12 protein-coding genes are annotated in these 13964 nt (G+C 53.3%); 3 read left to right on the top strand and 9 right to left on the bottom strand.

All coding sequences use genetic code 11. The features are described from left to right. Positions 1-72 precede the first annotated feature (72 nt). The 3 genes from YQ44_RS00905 to YQ44_RS28545 all read right to left on the bottom strand — a co-directional run bounded on the left by YQ44_RS00905 (position 73) and on the right by YQ44_RS28545 (position 3101). Positions 73-1422, bottom strand: coding sequence for a DNA primase family protein (locus YQ44_RS00905; protein WP_198043853.1), 1350 nt, complete (start codon positions 1420-1422; stop codon positions 73-75). Then, a complete protein-coding gene (locus YQ44_RS27975; RefSeq protein WP_083411577.1) occupies positions 1370-2263 on the bottom strand; it encodes a bifunctional DNA primase/polymerase in 894 nt (297 codons plus the stop codon). The genes YQ44_RS00905 and YQ44_RS27975 overlap by 53 nt, the downstream gene beginning before the upstream one ends. A gap of 115 nt (positions 2264-2378) precedes the next feature. Further along, positions 2379-3101, bottom strand: a complete 723-nt coding sequence (locus YQ44_RS28545; protein ID WP_156894645.1) for a hypothetical protein — start codon at positions 3099-3101, stop codon at positions 2379-2381. A 1079-nt stretch (positions 3102-4180) separates the two neighbouring features. Here YQ44_RS28545 and YQ44_RS29735 point away from each other — a divergent pair. Further along, positions 4181-4585: a hypothetical protein gene (locus YQ44_RS29735; RefSeq protein ID WP_156894644.1), complete on the top strand. Its 405-nt coding sequence runs from the start codon at positions 4181-4183 to the stop codon at positions 4583-4585. A 223-nt stretch (positions 4586-4808) separates the two neighbouring features. Here YQ44_RS29735 and YQ44_RS28535 read toward each other — a convergent pair whose 3' ends face one another. The 3 genes from YQ44_RS28535 to YQ44_RS00895 form a co-directional block, all read right to left on the bottom strand. Further along, positions 4809-5042 carry a hypothetical protein gene (locus tag YQ44_RS28535; RefSeq protein ID WP_156894643.1) on the bottom strand — a complete coding sequence of 78 codons (234 nt, stop codon included), beginning with the start codon at positions 5040-5042 and terminating at the stop codon, positions 4809-4811. Positions 5043-5166: 124 nt separating this feature from the next. After that, positions 5167-5865 carry a hypothetical protein gene (locus YQ44_RS28530; protein ID WP_156894642.1) on the bottom strand — a complete coding sequence of 233 codons (699 nt, stop codon included), beginning with the start codon at positions 5863-5865 and terminating at the stop codon, positions 5167-5169. 89 nt (positions 5866-5954) lie between these two features. Continuing rightward, on the bottom strand, positions 5955-6335 hold the full coding sequence (locus YQ44_RS00895; protein ID WP_198043852.1) for a DUF1249 domain-containing protein: 381 nt from the start codon (positions 6333-6335) through the stop codon (positions 5955-5957). Between the two features lie 308 nt (positions 6336-6643). Here YQ44_RS00895 and YQ44_RS28525 point away from each other — a divergent pair, with 308 nt between their 5' ends. Continuing rightward, the gene (locus YQ44_RS28525; protein ID WP_156894641.1) at positions 6644-7624 is read left to right on the top strand and encodes a hypothetical protein; all 981 of its coding nucleotides are present in this window, start codon (positions 6644-6646) and stop codon (positions 7622-7624) included. A 158-nt stretch (positions 7625-7782) separates the two neighbouring features. After that, positions 7783-8796, top strand: a complete 1014-nt coding sequence (locus tag YQ44_RS27970) for a DUF4238 domain-containing protein (protein WP_083411575.1) — start codon at positions 7783-7785, stop codon at positions 8794-8796. Positions 8797-9316: 520 nt separating this feature from the next. On the opposite strand, the gene YQ44_RS00890 is transcribed toward YQ44_RS27970, so the two are convergent. From YQ44_RS00890 to YQ44_RS00880, 3 genes are all read right to left on the bottom strand, one after another. After that, entirely contained in the window at positions 9317-10021 is a 705-nt protein-coding gene (locus YQ44_RS00890) for a DUF4197 domain-containing protein (RefSeq protein ID WP_071326172.1), read from the bottom strand. 175 nt (positions 10022-10196) lie between these two features. After that, positions 10197-11756 (bottom strand): tetratricopeptide repeat protein, encoded by a 1560-nt coding sequence (locus YQ44_RS00885; protein WP_071321766.1) that lies wholly within the window; start codon positions 11754-11756, stop codon positions 10197-10199. A gap of 3 nt (positions 11757-11759) precedes the next feature. Continuing rightward, entirely contained in the window at positions 11760-13964 is a 2205-nt protein-coding gene (locus YQ44_RS00880) for an EAL domain-containing response regulator (RefSeq protein ID WP_071321765.1), read from the bottom strand.

Raw genomic sequence — 13964 nt, 5'->3', positions numbered from 1 at the left:
AACAGAACCAATTGAAGGAAGGTGCCTAGTTCAACAGCCACAGCATGCTGTAATTTTCAGCACCTCTCTTCGTCACCAAGTAATCTGCCCTTCATCACCCAGATCGGACCGGAATGCATCGTTCAGCTTTTTAGAGATAGAAATACCTTTATAGATGCGCCCTCCACGATTAATTGCCTCGAAGCCACGTTCGGTCAACATTTGTCCCAGACGCTTCTTGGAGAAAGAAAAGTTGTAATTTTCCTTGCACCAAGGATCAAATGACTTATATGCAGCGTCAAATTTCATCTCCTCAAAGACACCAACTTCGCAGAATTCACTGATCCACGAACCAACGATATCCATGTCGTCGCGATACTCCTTAGTGGCCTGTTCGATGGCCTTAGGTGTCGTCATGCCGTCCTGTTGCCACGCCAAGCAGCCCTTAATGGCCCAGTTCAAAATACCTGGCAACTCTTCACGCAACTCAGCTTCCAGATTCGGATTGCGTTGTTCTGGGCTGATAGTGACGTTGAACGGGATCAGACGGATACGGCGCCATACGCCATGATCCGTACCCTTGATCGTTGGCTTATGGTTCGATGCAAGAAAAAACTTGTGCGTAGGGTTGAACTCGAAGATGCTTTCATACAGATCGCGTGCAATGATAGGATCACCACCGGTGAGGGACTTCAGCATGCCTTCGTTAAGGTGACGCCCATCGTCAGTCTCGCTCATCGAAACAAAGCGTTTTCCGCGCAGCCGTGCAATATCGGGGGAGGTACCGCTACTTGAACGCTTGGTTTCCATCAATGTTTCGGAAGAAGATTGCATGCCCAAGTCACCGAACAAGGCGCGGACGACGTTCAGAAATGTCGACTTGCCATTAGCGCCAAAGCCGTAGGCAAAAAACAAACATTGTTCTTTGATAGAGCCAGTCATTGCATAGCCAATAGCGCGCTGCAAGTAGATCGAGAGCGAAGGATCTCCCCCCATTACTTGATCAAGGAATTTTTCCCAACGCGGACAATTAGCATTTTTATCGAAGACTGTACCAGCCACCTGAGTGATGAGCAGGGCTGGGTCTGGGGGCAAGAAATTGCCTGTCTTCAAATCGACAATGCCGTTCTGCACCGCGAACAAGTAGTCGTGATTATCGAGGTCAGAAATGGAGATCCCGATCCCCGGCTCAGACTTGAACAGTTCAATAGCAGCGTCCAGCTTGCCGTTCGACGAGGATTTGGCGGCATGCCGCTTGAGGAATGACTTTTCAGGCCCCAGGGGCAACAAGGTGGCTTCTTGCAAGAACGATGCAGGAACATCTTTCGACAAGCCTTTGATGACTGTTTGAGACACCCGGTTCCAGAACACACCGGTCCACTGCAGCCAGCTATCTTTCGTCTCGAGGAGGTAACGCAAACGCGCACCATGGAGTTCGGCCATCTTTTTTACCATTACCGATATCTGTGAGATCCCGTGCCGGCGTAGACTGATAGAGCCGATACACGTTCTCGACAATTTGCAAAACCTCGTCCTCAGGCAAGGGCGTTTCACACATCAACAGATTGGCATTAAGCGTTACATCCGTTACTTTCTCGCGAGGATGGCCAGAGTGCATTTGTGCCGCAGCGAAGCGAAGGAGTGAGTCGTTGCGGCTTCCAGATTTGATAATACCCGGCGTTGCAGTAGTGGTTTTCTCACTGACTTTATTCTCAGTTATCAATGTGTACAGCCAGTCTGGCAACTCAGCAATTGGCATTGTTTCATCTTGCCAAATATACATCCCTCCATTCACCCGGGACCCAGGCGCTACAATATAACCACCTTCACCACGAACATCGAGGCCGGGAAGTACCGCAGTGCGATTGCGAACATTAGCTCCTTCGGGAAAACGAAAGAAAATATGCTCCCCGCCGCCGCCGGTGTTACTGCGAAGTGTCGAAGGTAACGGCCCGTGTTGCGCTTCCAGCAACGCGAGCGAAGCGGCTCCAGACACTGTTGGTTTTTCGTCCGAATCGAGCACCACGATGCCAGATTTGCTACCGGTGGGGATACCGATGTTGTAGGCACTGCCGGATGGAAACCAATCACGCACCTGTGTCTCGTCAAGCGACGCATCTTTGAATCCGTTACGGGTTGCTGGTTTTTTAGCACCTGCGATCAAGGGAAATACCGGCCATTTATAGGTAATGGTATAGCTAACAGCGACTGCATACATGTCATTTTTAACATCAAATTCATTGGAAGCGTGGTGCTCTACGGTATTACTTTTCGGTGTGTTCATAAATATTTTTGGCGATAAGTTCCCCTGCCGTCATATAGACAGCATTGAGGAAATAGTATTATTAGAACAAGGAGGAATCCTCCTTGCTACTCCGGAAATTGCTCTGTTTTCTTATTTAAGAAACCGCATCGCGTTTGATAATATCGGCGATCACTTGGTGTGTGATTGGATTCGACAACTCAACGCTCGCCGTTTTAAAGGCAGCGTAAGCTTCATCAACGGTCAAGTTTTTGTTCATCGGTTCAACCTCGCGATGTACAGAAAAATCAATATTTTGCAAAATAAGCGTCAATACAGCTTCAGCTGCAGGTACTTTTTTAGCAAAAATAGGATCTTCAATTGCAAAAACACTATGAATTTTTCGTGCTGCATTTACACGAAACTTCGCTAACACCGTAGATTCGATAACTGGAATATTGCCGGGCTCATCGACTGAGATAAAAAATTCTTCAGCTGGGGAGGCAAAACTGACAAGATCTCCCTCAGTCAGCCATGCTCCGATGCTTTCTCCGGAGGTCGCATCGCTAGGAAAGTCAAAGCTTAAAGTGCCGGAGGGAAAGTTAAATACACGTAACAATGCATCTTCAATGATTTTTTTGGATTTTTTACGCACGCGGGAACTCATTGCTGACAAACGAGCTTGCTGGCTGCTGGCAGACATGGCTTTGGAGGTCAAGGCTAAGCTCGGCACGACTACAGCCAAGCTGTCTACAGCGGCCGTGGTTAAGCGTAATGGCGGGAAAATTACCGGCGCAGATACAGAGCGTTGTACAACGTCTGTTGGAGTGCCAATGGTATCGAGTGGATTTATTGCAGATTTATTAGGAGTATTAGCCATAGCGGGTCCTTGACAACTGAACAGCCGCGTTAGCTAACCAAATAAAGAAGGGGCTTGGGTAGATAACACACCTGTTCAGTAAAAATAATGCTACATATGTAGCGCTCTCTTACTGTTCAGGGGTTATACCCGCCATGGTAATCTGTTTTTCTCAGATCTGACTTTCGTCCAGCGCCTTCGTGGTGGGGCGCTACCTGGGATGAATAATCGGCGGCGCCGCCGAATTGTCACATGCTTCCCTTGAATCTAGTACGGGAAAAATTTTATCTATATCGATGCGTCTTGTCAAGTCCCCCTTACTAACGGGCCATACCGTGCAACTGCGATCAGCGCTAACACATTCTTTTTCTCAAGAATAAACGATATAAACGATTTATCATATTTTTTCAAAACTAGTGAAAAATCAGTGATGATTGATTAGATGATATTTATCCACCACCACGAACAATCGTTAACATCGTTGCGGCGGCCACGCACACCACCCTGCAAAAACCCCGTCGATGGAGAGCCATGATTCTAATATCACACCCACCCACACGTATCAATACGGACCTGTAATGTTGAGCCGTAGGGTGGTATGGGGAATGTAATTGCTCGATCGAAACGAGCAATTACGTGGCGATCCATCTTCTCATACGCCTCGGGTTATGCTGTCATCTGAGTTATAAGCCATCGAACCTTCTGCCCTAGCCCTGTAAACCGAGCGTTCATGCAGGTCTGCAGGGTACAGGCGTCGCCCTGTAGCTGGAAATGCGGCAGCTTGCCTCGGGTCTGGGCGACGTGCGTACGTTATGAGCCTTCAAACCTTCTGACAGACCAGTGATTGGTTCCACAGCCGAGGCGTTCAAAGCTTCTAACGTAGCTCTCGCAGCCCCGCATTCATGCGGGTTTTAAGCGGATACCCCAACGGGTGTGATGGGAAATGAGGTGGCTGCACACCGAAAATTGCTGTCACAGCGGATGTTGGCATCAGTTGATCGCGACAAGATGAACAGGTTTTGACCTGCAAGCTGGTCGTTGCCTAGCCGGTGAAAACTGTTGATGGTAAAGGCTCCTTAAAACACACGAGAGCCTACATCATGAATGCGAAGATTACTTCAACCGAGCTGCCGAAGACAACGAATGACCACAAACCGGCAATGCCGTCGAACACGGCCACTACGTTGCAAACGGCTGTGGCCGCTGCATCACCCGGCGTAACTGGACCGATTAAAACCGCCGCTACGCCGATTTCATCGATGCCGACGGCGGATACGATGGGAAGCGAAGGAAAACCCGATACCGGCTTGTTAACTACGTCCAAGGCCGAGAAGAAGCCGAAGGCGCCGACGAAGATGGAAATCGCATCCGCCATCTACGTGCGCATGTCGAAGCAAAAAAATATGACCCGCAAGCAGATCGTTGAACAGTTCGTAGCCGAAGCGAAGTTGAGCGCAGCGGGTGCCAGTACCTACTATCAACTGATCAAGGCGAAGCTGGGTTGATCAGACGGTTCTCAGCGTGACAACTATATACGGTCAAGGTCGTGCTCCAAATATCGCTTGGAGGTCATGCCGTCACATAGCTTCAAGTTGCCAAAAAAACTACACAGTTGGTCACATTACTATTGTTACTTGCACATGAAAACGGCCTTGTATCCCAAGGCCGTTTTCATTTTGAAACGCATACTGTTTTCACTTTGAATGCATACATCAAGGTCCGGTGGAGCTACTTGGCCTTAATTTTGCTATAGATCGTACTTGCTGGAACCCCAGTCATCTTCCCAAGGGTCTTAACAGACATGCCATTGTTGTAGCCGTTCTGCAAGATTTCATCTTGCTGTTTTGGCGGCTGTGATTGAAAAACTGCGCGATTGAAACGATTTTGTTGTGTTTCGAAAGCATCGCCGATGTTCTTCAGCAAATCTCCGATGCTTGGTGCTTGTACATCATTAGTGCTCATTTTACAACTCCAAAATGTGATTAGGCACATACATGCCGGGAACTGAATCCTTATCGAGGACTCTGTGACTGTATGGTAAAACATAAAATTAAGATAAAAAAGCAGCTCAGCGCGCAGTCGGAAATTAAGCCGAATTTTTTTTAGGACGGCCGCGCTTTTTCGTGAAGTAAGGTACAAGATCTGGTGCATCAGCGAGGTATTTACTCAAAGTCTTGAGTCCCCCATCTTGCGCGTAAAACGGCACGCCTTTGGATATCGCAAGCTCTCCCATTGCGGAACAAATTTCTCTTGCTGCGGCATTAATAGAATCCCAACGCTCGCCTGCTTCGCAGCGCTGCTTAATAATGCGCACCGCTTCTGCGCCAACGTCTTTGTAAGGTTCAGTTCGGTGTTTGGCTGAGTTCGAAGCATTCTGTGACAAAATCTGATCAACTTGGGCATTTATCGTCCCATCAAGATCGCGTACATAGCTGGCAGCATTTTTGGCACTACTGCAAAAGGACATAGAGTCCATCGCGCATGACCAAGCACGACGACGATCTCCTTTAATAAGCGCGATTTTTGCCTCAGCCAAATATCCACACGAGATCATAAATATTTCGTAGTCATGAATACCTTCCTGCTCATACGCCTTTTTTAGTAGTTCATCACCGAAAACTCTTTCTGCAACCAGTGGAAGTAACACTGACCGATAGAAGTCATCAACAGTCTTTCCGGGCACCAGTTGCTGATACACATGCGCGAGATTGATGAGCAGTGCTCTATTAATGAAAAACTCAAGAGTTTTTTTATCACGTGGAACTGTAACCTGCGGGATGCTCATTAGCGCCTCAAAAAATTTAAAAACTATAACAGCATTTTTACTGATTATAGCCATTGCTATGTAGCATTTCCCCGTAGTTCAGACTTCGGCTAGCTTCGGCCCTCAGCAATCATCTTCGTTAGCCACTGTCCCAGGAAATTGTTCAGTTCCGCTTTTGCAAGTGGGCTAAAGGCCATCATTTCGGGGCAGAACACCTTGCGAGAGCCGAAGCAATCAATGTACGTCAGCGCGCCGAGGGTCTCTGCCAGCGGAAACACTTCGATGGTCATGTCAGGGTCAGGTATCGCTGCACCATGCAGTCGCTGGAGGTAGTGGCTCATACGGAGCACCAAACGATGCTTGTGGCGCTCGATCACGTCTACATGAACATCGGTATGACCAAGCGCAGTGAGTGTAGCTGGCCCGTTCATGTCACGCAGGCCAGGAAGAAGTTGAAGCAGCTTAATGTAGTTTTTCTGGTATAGGTCCATGTTGGCTCCGTTTATTTTCGATACGGGAACCATCCATGCAAAAACGTATTCGGACAACCCGGCCGTGCAGAGAAAATAAAATTTAATGCAATGCATACCAATGCATGTTTGCCCTCTGAACAAGAAGCTATACTTCAACCATCAGGCCGCTTTCAGCCAGAAGCGGCCATTTAGAGCACGGTGACAATGTGTGAAAATTTACTGCTTGGCAATCCGCTATGTTCTGGTGCCGCTATCGGAAAAAAGCAGACTTAGCATGATGGCTCTTTCGGTGCTTATCTGAAGCAATTTCATATTGGAGGGAAGTTTTGAGCGAATATAAGACGTCGTGGACAGAATTAAATTTTATCGAAAAGGAGACAATTTCAGCAATGTCTCCAGATGTGCTTAGTAAAAATATTAAGTGGGTCGAGTTTCCGGCGGAGCCAGGGTTAGAATGGCTATGCGAAACGAATAATGTCATAATGGATTTTGGTGGCACCTTTCATAGTATTTACTTGAGATGGGCGGTTACTATTAATGGTCTGCATGTGGCTGTAGAGAAATATCGAAATCCGAGCTGGATTAAGCGTGCTCAAGTTTTCAAAGTAGCTGGATTTCGCAACGCAATAGATGGGTCAGGTCCACGTCAAACGCCCGTTAGAGTTTGGACTCCAGACGCAGTCGCGAAAGTTCATGAGAGTTCTATTCCAATGCTTGCAGCTTGGGCTTTTTGCAACATGTACTCTTGCCTGGAGGAGTTTGTATTTAAAATATTTCGTATTTACTTGGACGCCCATCCGCTTGTAATATGTAAAGGTGATGAGTTTAAGGCCCTACGTCGAGCTTATAACGATCGCGTAGATAGTCAGGAGTCTCTCGAAAATTGGAAAACGCTATGGAACGAAAGATTAGAATCTTGGCATCGCAAGCGATTGTATGATGGTCTTGAAAAGGTGTTTCTTAACTACTGCAACGTTGCCGGGCTGGAAATACCGGTTGCATACAAAGGGGAATATGGCTACGAGGCCGTTGCAAAAACTCTTGGGGGAATATCCCTGATTCGCAATTGTTTTATCCATGGAGCAACGGTGGTGCCGGTAGAGTTAGCGGAGTTTTGCAAAGGTTTTGAGTCGTTATTTTTTTCCTACGAAGAGGGGAGAAAGTTCGAAATTTCGCTAAATGAACTGGCAACACTAGAATATTTTACTGATACCTTAACGCAAACCCTAAATTCGAGTATTTTGGAGCTATCCTTCCCAGAGATTAAGGATCTTAATAAAAGGTTTGCTAAAGAAAGTAAAATATAGACCCTCGCGGAACATGGCAGGCGCAAGGCGGCTTGTTGCTTGCCTGGTCATCATTCGCATTGAATAATGGTCGCAAGCGGCCAGAAGCGGCCGGTGGCAGGTAGTGGTGGGCACATTTCTGCATCAACACAATAACGACTTCCTTTAAGCGTCCGACTATGAAACGAAAGAAGTACGAGCTGCGAAAGCAACACTTTATACCCGCGTGCTATCTAAAAGCCTGGCTTGATCCTTCGGCTCCAAAAACAAGTACGAACAATCCATATGTTTGGCTCTTGGATAAAAATGGAGAAAATCCGAAAGCTAAAGCGCCCGAGAAAATTTTCCGTGAATCCGATATGTACACTTTGACCACACCCGATGGTGGTCATGACCTTCGGTATGAACAAGGCTTAGGAACAGTGGAGGCAAACTTTACGAAGGTAAGAACCAGCAAGTTTAACTTCAAGCGCCCCCTTACGGAGGAAGATTGGTTTTGGGTGTGCTTATTCGCTGCTACGGCACACAACCGTACGGCCGCGAGCCGCGATCACTTCCTCAGTCAGATGGAAGAGATAAAAGAGATGTTCGAGAAGGTTGCAGGTCCCGACTGGGAGACGAGAACAGTCGAGCCAGAGATTCCATCTCACGTTGATCGCTCAAGCGTCTACATTCCTCAACCAGGGGACTTTGACAACCTGAAGGAAATGACAACTACAACACTGATTGATTCAGCGACGGATGTGATTCTTCCTATTCTGCGCGGTATGCACAAGACCGTGCTGTGCACAAGTGACGCTCTAGGGTTCGTCACTACAGATGCTCCATCGACTTGGTACGACCCAACGGCATACCGGCGACATCCATTCGAGCGTGCCATCGGTATTAAAAATGCGGACATCCAGATCACGCTGCCAATCTCGCCAATGCAGTGCATCCTATTCACGCATAGGCCTATGGGGCCACTCTACGCAGAGGTTGGATCCGACTGTGTAGACGTCCTCAATCACCGACATGCCGCTCATGCCCCCACCAGGCTAGTGGCTCGGAGTAAAGAAGTGCGAGCCGTATGGTTTCAGGTTGTTCAGCCGCCAGTCGATTCGTGGGAGGCGCTTCATCCTGAGCCCGATGACAGGCATAGTTGGACCAGTCCGGATTGCCCGCCTGAATTGCTTAAAATCTTCCCGCGCTAGCATCCGATAGCGAAAACCGAATTTAGTACTTGTCAGATTCGCAATCTTACATCCTGAACTGATTTTTTGGCACTCAAAAAAACCTATTTCGGCCATGAATTTTGATAAACACATACCCACAACGAGGTGGAAGCGGCTACATCCGCGTGTGGTTTTTTGATGCAAGGAGTCTCAGGCCTTTGTGCTTCAGCAGCAAAATGCTGGGCCACCGATGTTACTCTTTAAACAACGTGATACCACCGCATACAAACGGACGCTTAGATTTTCAGACTGCCATCACATCGCATCAGCAGCTTTTTCGACTCGATGTGGGGCCGAAAATGTGATGGCGCGTAACTTGTTGATTAAGGTGGTGTTTTGGTGTGATCGCAGACTCATGCGCTTCAGAGCCGCATGAACAGTGGCTCTTGACGAGGTGGAGGGGCTTGGGAAGCTTCTGCTCTACCATTGAGCTACACCCGCGAAGCCTGCATTTTACGCCGAATGGAATGCGGCGAGCAAATCTTCGCGGTGGTGCTTCTTATTTCAGGCTGCCGAAGACCTTGCCGATAATCTTGCTGCCATACCCGAGCGGATTGCTGCGGATGGTTTTTTCTTCTTCGCCGATCATCAGATACAGGCCGTCGAGGGCGCGGTCGGTGACGTAGCCTTCCACGGTCGATTGCTGCTGCGGTACCAGGCCCGTCTTGCCGATCTGGCTCATGGTGCTGTTGTACTTGCTGGCCAGGCCGGAGCGGTCCGTGACGGATTTGACGATGGGCAGGAATTTGACGGCCAGCGGCGCAGAAGTCTTCTGACGGAAGAAGTCCGTGACCGAGGTGTCGCCGCCGGACAGGATATTCTTCGCATCGGTGACGCTCATCGACTTCACCGCATCGAGCAGCAAGGGCTTGGCCATGGGTACGGCCGACTCGGCGGCCCGGTTCATCGACACCACCAGGTCATCCAGCTGCTGGCCGCGGCCCGTCATTTTCAGCAAGGGCTTGGCCTGCTCCAGAATGCCCGGAAGCTTGATCTTCACCTTGTCATTGTTGAGGAAGCCATTTTCGATGCCCAGCTTGGCGACGGCAGCAGCCGATCCGGCTTCCAGCGCCGCCTTCAAGCCATTGCTGGCGTCCTGGTTGCTGAGGGCGGCGAGCGGGCTGGCGGCGCCTGCCATGGACGAGCACAGCGCCAGCGCGCACACCATGGCGGCGGGGCGGACGGGAAAAGAGGTCAGGCGCATATTCATCCTTTGTTTGAAAGCCAATGGTTCTTTAACCCTTAGCATAGCAAAATCGCAGCGATGCCAGCATTTTTTGTCGCAACAGGAACAGCCAGGCATGCCGGCGCGGCTGGCACGGCACAGCCCCCTGTGGCCTCCGCGCGCATTCGAGCGGGCAGTGCAGGGGGAAACTGAATCAGTCGGCCAGCGCCGCCATACGCTGGCGCACCTGGAGCAGGTCCGTCTCGCGCATGCGCGACGCCGTCTGGCGCAAGGACTTTTCCGCGCCGGCCACGCCGGCAGCGGCAGCCATCGACAGCCAGATATACGCCTGCTGCACATCGACCGGACCACCCTGGCCGCAGGCCGCCATCAGGCCCAGGTTCATCTGCGCCCGCGCGTGGCCCTGGTGCGCAGCCAGTGCATACCACTCCCGCGCGGCGGCGTAATCCTGCGGCACGTCCTGGCCATTGTCATGGCGCAGGCCCAGCGCGAACTGCGCCAGGCTGTGGCCCTGCGCGGCGGCGCGGCAATAACAGGCACAGGCCCGCTGGCTGTCGGGCGCCGGGCCGTCGTCGCGGTCGTGCAGCACGCCCTGCAGGTATTGCGCCGGCGCGTAATCCTGCTCGGCGGCGCGAGCATACCATGCCAGCGCCAACGATAAATCCTGGGGCACGCCCTGGCCATGCTCATAGCGCAGGCCCAGGCCGAACTGGGCCCGCACATGCCCCTGGTCGGCCGCCTTGCGGTACCAGAATACGGCTTCCCGCGCATCGGCCGGCATGCCCTGCCCATGCTCGTACAGCAGCGCCAGCTGATACTGGGCGGCGGGAAAACCCTGTTCGGCGGCCTGGCGGTAAAACCGCTGCGCCTGGGTGTAGTCGTGCGCGCCATGTTCGTGGTGCAGGCCCAGGTTATGCTGGGCCGCCGCGTGGCCCAGGTCCGCCGCCTTGATGTACCAGCCGAGCGCCGCCTGTTTATCGCACGGCACGCCCTGGCCATTGTCGTAGATCAGGCCCAGGTTGAACTGCGAGCTGGCGTGCCCCTGCTGCGCCGCGCGCCGGTACCAGGCGATCGCCTGCCCGCTGTCCTGCGGCAGCACGTCGCCATTTTCATAGCGCAGCGCCAGGTTGAACTGGGCCGGCGCATAGCCCTGCTCGGCAGCCTTGCGCAGCCAGGCCGTCGCTTGCTGGCGGTCCTGCCGCACGCCCTGCCCATTGTCATAACGCAGGCCGAGGTTGAACTGCGCGCGCGCATACCCCTGCTCGGCCGCCTTGCGGTACCAGGCGATCGCCTGCGCGAAGTCCTGCGGCACGCCCTTGCCGTTGTCGTACATCATGCCCAGATTGTTTTGCGCGCCCGCGTCGCCCTGTTCGGCCGCGCGGCTGAACCACAGCATGGCCTGGCCGCTGTCCTGCGCGATGCCCTGGCCCTTGGCATACAGCCAGCCCAGGTTGTACTGCGCCGCCGCGTAGCCCTGTTCGGCCGCCTTCAGGTACCACTGCGCGGCCTGCGCAAAATCCTGCGCCACGCCCTGGCCTTTCTGGCACATCACGCCCAGGTTGTATTGCGCGTGTTCGAGTCCCTGCGCGGCGGCCAGGCCATACCAGTGCAGCGCCAGCGCATAGCTTTGCTCGATGCCCTGGCCATTGAAATGCATGAAGCCCAGGCTGTGCTGGGCATTCGCATTGCCCTTCTCGGCCAGTCCTTTCAAACGCAGGTAATCGGCCGTGTAACGGGCGTCGGCGACCGGCATGGATCAGGCCTCGACGGCAAGCGTCTGGGGTACCGCAGGCACGCCATCGGCGATCAGGCGGTTCTGCTCCTGCAGCACGGCGATGAAGCTGCCCAGCGAAATGGGCCGGTGATACAGATAGCCCTGCATCGTGGTGCAGCCCTTGTCTTGCAGGTAGCGCGCCTGCCCTTCCGTTTCCACGCCCTCGGCGATCAGGTGCAGGCCCAGGCCGCGCGCGATCGAGATGATGGCCAGGATGACGGGATAATGCCCGTGCTCGTCGTGAATTTCCTTCACAAACGACTGGTCGATCTTGATCGTGTGGATAGGGAAGCGGTGCAGGTACGACAGCGACGAATAGCCGGTGCCGAAATCGTCGATGGCCACCGACACGCCCAGCTGGCACAGCTTGTTCAACTGCTCGATCGCATACTGCGGATTGCGGATGCAGATGTTTTCCGTGATTTCCACTTCGATCTTTTCCGGCGCGATGCCGTAGCGCGTCAGCGCGCCGCGCATCTTCTCGAAAAAGTCGCCCCGGTCCAGGTATTGCGGCGACAGGTTTAGCGACAGGCGCACGGCTTCGCCGCCGGCCGCATTCCATTGCAGCAGGTCGCGGCACAGCGCGCCCAGCATCCAGTCCGAGATCGGCAGCATCAGGCCGTTTTCTTCCGCGAACGGCAGGAATTCGCCAGCCGTCAGCAGCCCGCGCTGCGGGTGGTTCCAGCGCATCAACCCCTCCGCGCCGACGATGCGGCCCGTCGTCACGTCCACCTGCGGCTGGTAATACATTTCCAGCTGGTTCAGCTCCAGCGCCTTGCGCAGGCTTTGCTCGAGCGCGATCTTCTGGTGCGACACGTCGAGCATCGACTCGTGATAAAAACTGTGGCCGTTCTTGCCCAGCGCCTTGACCTGGTACATGGCGATGTCGGCATGGCGCAGCAGTTCGTCGATGGTCTCGCCGTCGCCCGGATAGATGGCGATGCCGATCGAGGCCGAGATATGCACCTGGTTGCCGTCAAGGTCGAACGGCTGGTGCAGGCATTCGAGGAATTTGTCGGCGATCAGGCGCGCATCCTGGCGGTCGCGCAATTCCGGCAGCACGATCGTGAATTCGTCGCCGCCCTGGCGCGCCAGCGTATCGCCGCGGCGCAGGCAGTCCTTCAGGCGCAGCGCCACTTGCTGCAGCAATTCGTCACCCTTCACGTGGCCCAGGGTATCGTTGACCAGCTTGAAGCGATCCAGGTCGATGAACATCACGGCCAGCTCCGTCAGCTTGCGGCGCGCCTGGATCACGGCCAGTCCCAGGCGGTCCTTGAACAGCATGCGGTTCGGCAGATCCGTCAGGATATCGTGGTAAGCCTGGTAGGAGATCACCTCCTCGGCGCGCTTGCGGTCGGTGATGTCGCGCGCCACGCCGTAGGTGCCGAAGTATTCCTGCTTTTTCGCTTCGTGATCGAGGCTGTGCACGCCGATCGAATTGAGCGGGATCGTCATCAGGGTATTGTTGAAGGTGCGGTCATTGCCGCTGCCGCTGTGGCACTTCAGGCGCAGTTCCACATTGCGCGAGGCGCGCTCGTCGAGGCGACGTTCGTTGAAGGCATAGCGCGCCCGCTCCTGGTCTTCGTCGTGCACGAGGATGGAATAATGGCTGCCGATCAGCTCTTCGCGGCTAAAGCCCAGCAACTGGTGCACGCGGTCGTTGATGAAGGTGATGCGGCCTTCGTGGTTCAGCGTATAGATGATGTCGGGCGAGCTGTCGACCAGGTAGCGGTACATCTTTTCCGAGTTTTCCAGCTGCAGCGCGATGCGTTCGTTCTCCAGCGCCAGCCGGCGCTTTTGCAGCGCGTTTTCCACCGTCTTGAGCAGTTCCTCGCGGCTGTACGGCTTGCGCAGGTAATCGTAGGCGCCACGCTTCAGGGCGCCGATGGCCGCCTCGATGCCGACATCGCCGCTCATGACGATGACGTCGCCCTCGATGCCGCGCCGGTTGATGTGGTCCATGATTTCATGGCCGCTCATGTCGGGCAGGCGCAGGTCCAGCAGGATCAGGTCGAAGCGCAGTTTCGCCAATTGCGCCAGCGCCTCGCTGCCGCAGGTGGCCGTGTACAGCTGATAGCCACGGTCCTTCAGCAATTCATGCAGGGAGGCGAGCAGCCGGGGCTCGTCGTCGACCAGCAGGATGCGCGGGCTATTTTCCAGGTCAAGCGGAGTGGCGGAGGAATTCAT

The sequence above is a fragment of the Janthinobacterium sp. 1_2014MBL_MicDiv genome, assembly GCF_001865675.1.
Classification (GTDB): domain Bacteria; phylum Pseudomonadota; class Gammaproteobacteria; order Burkholderiales; family Burkholderiaceae_D; genus Janthinobacterium.
Note: the sequence above shows the minus strand (reverse complement) of the source record. Positions and strands in the feature narration are given on the sequence as shown.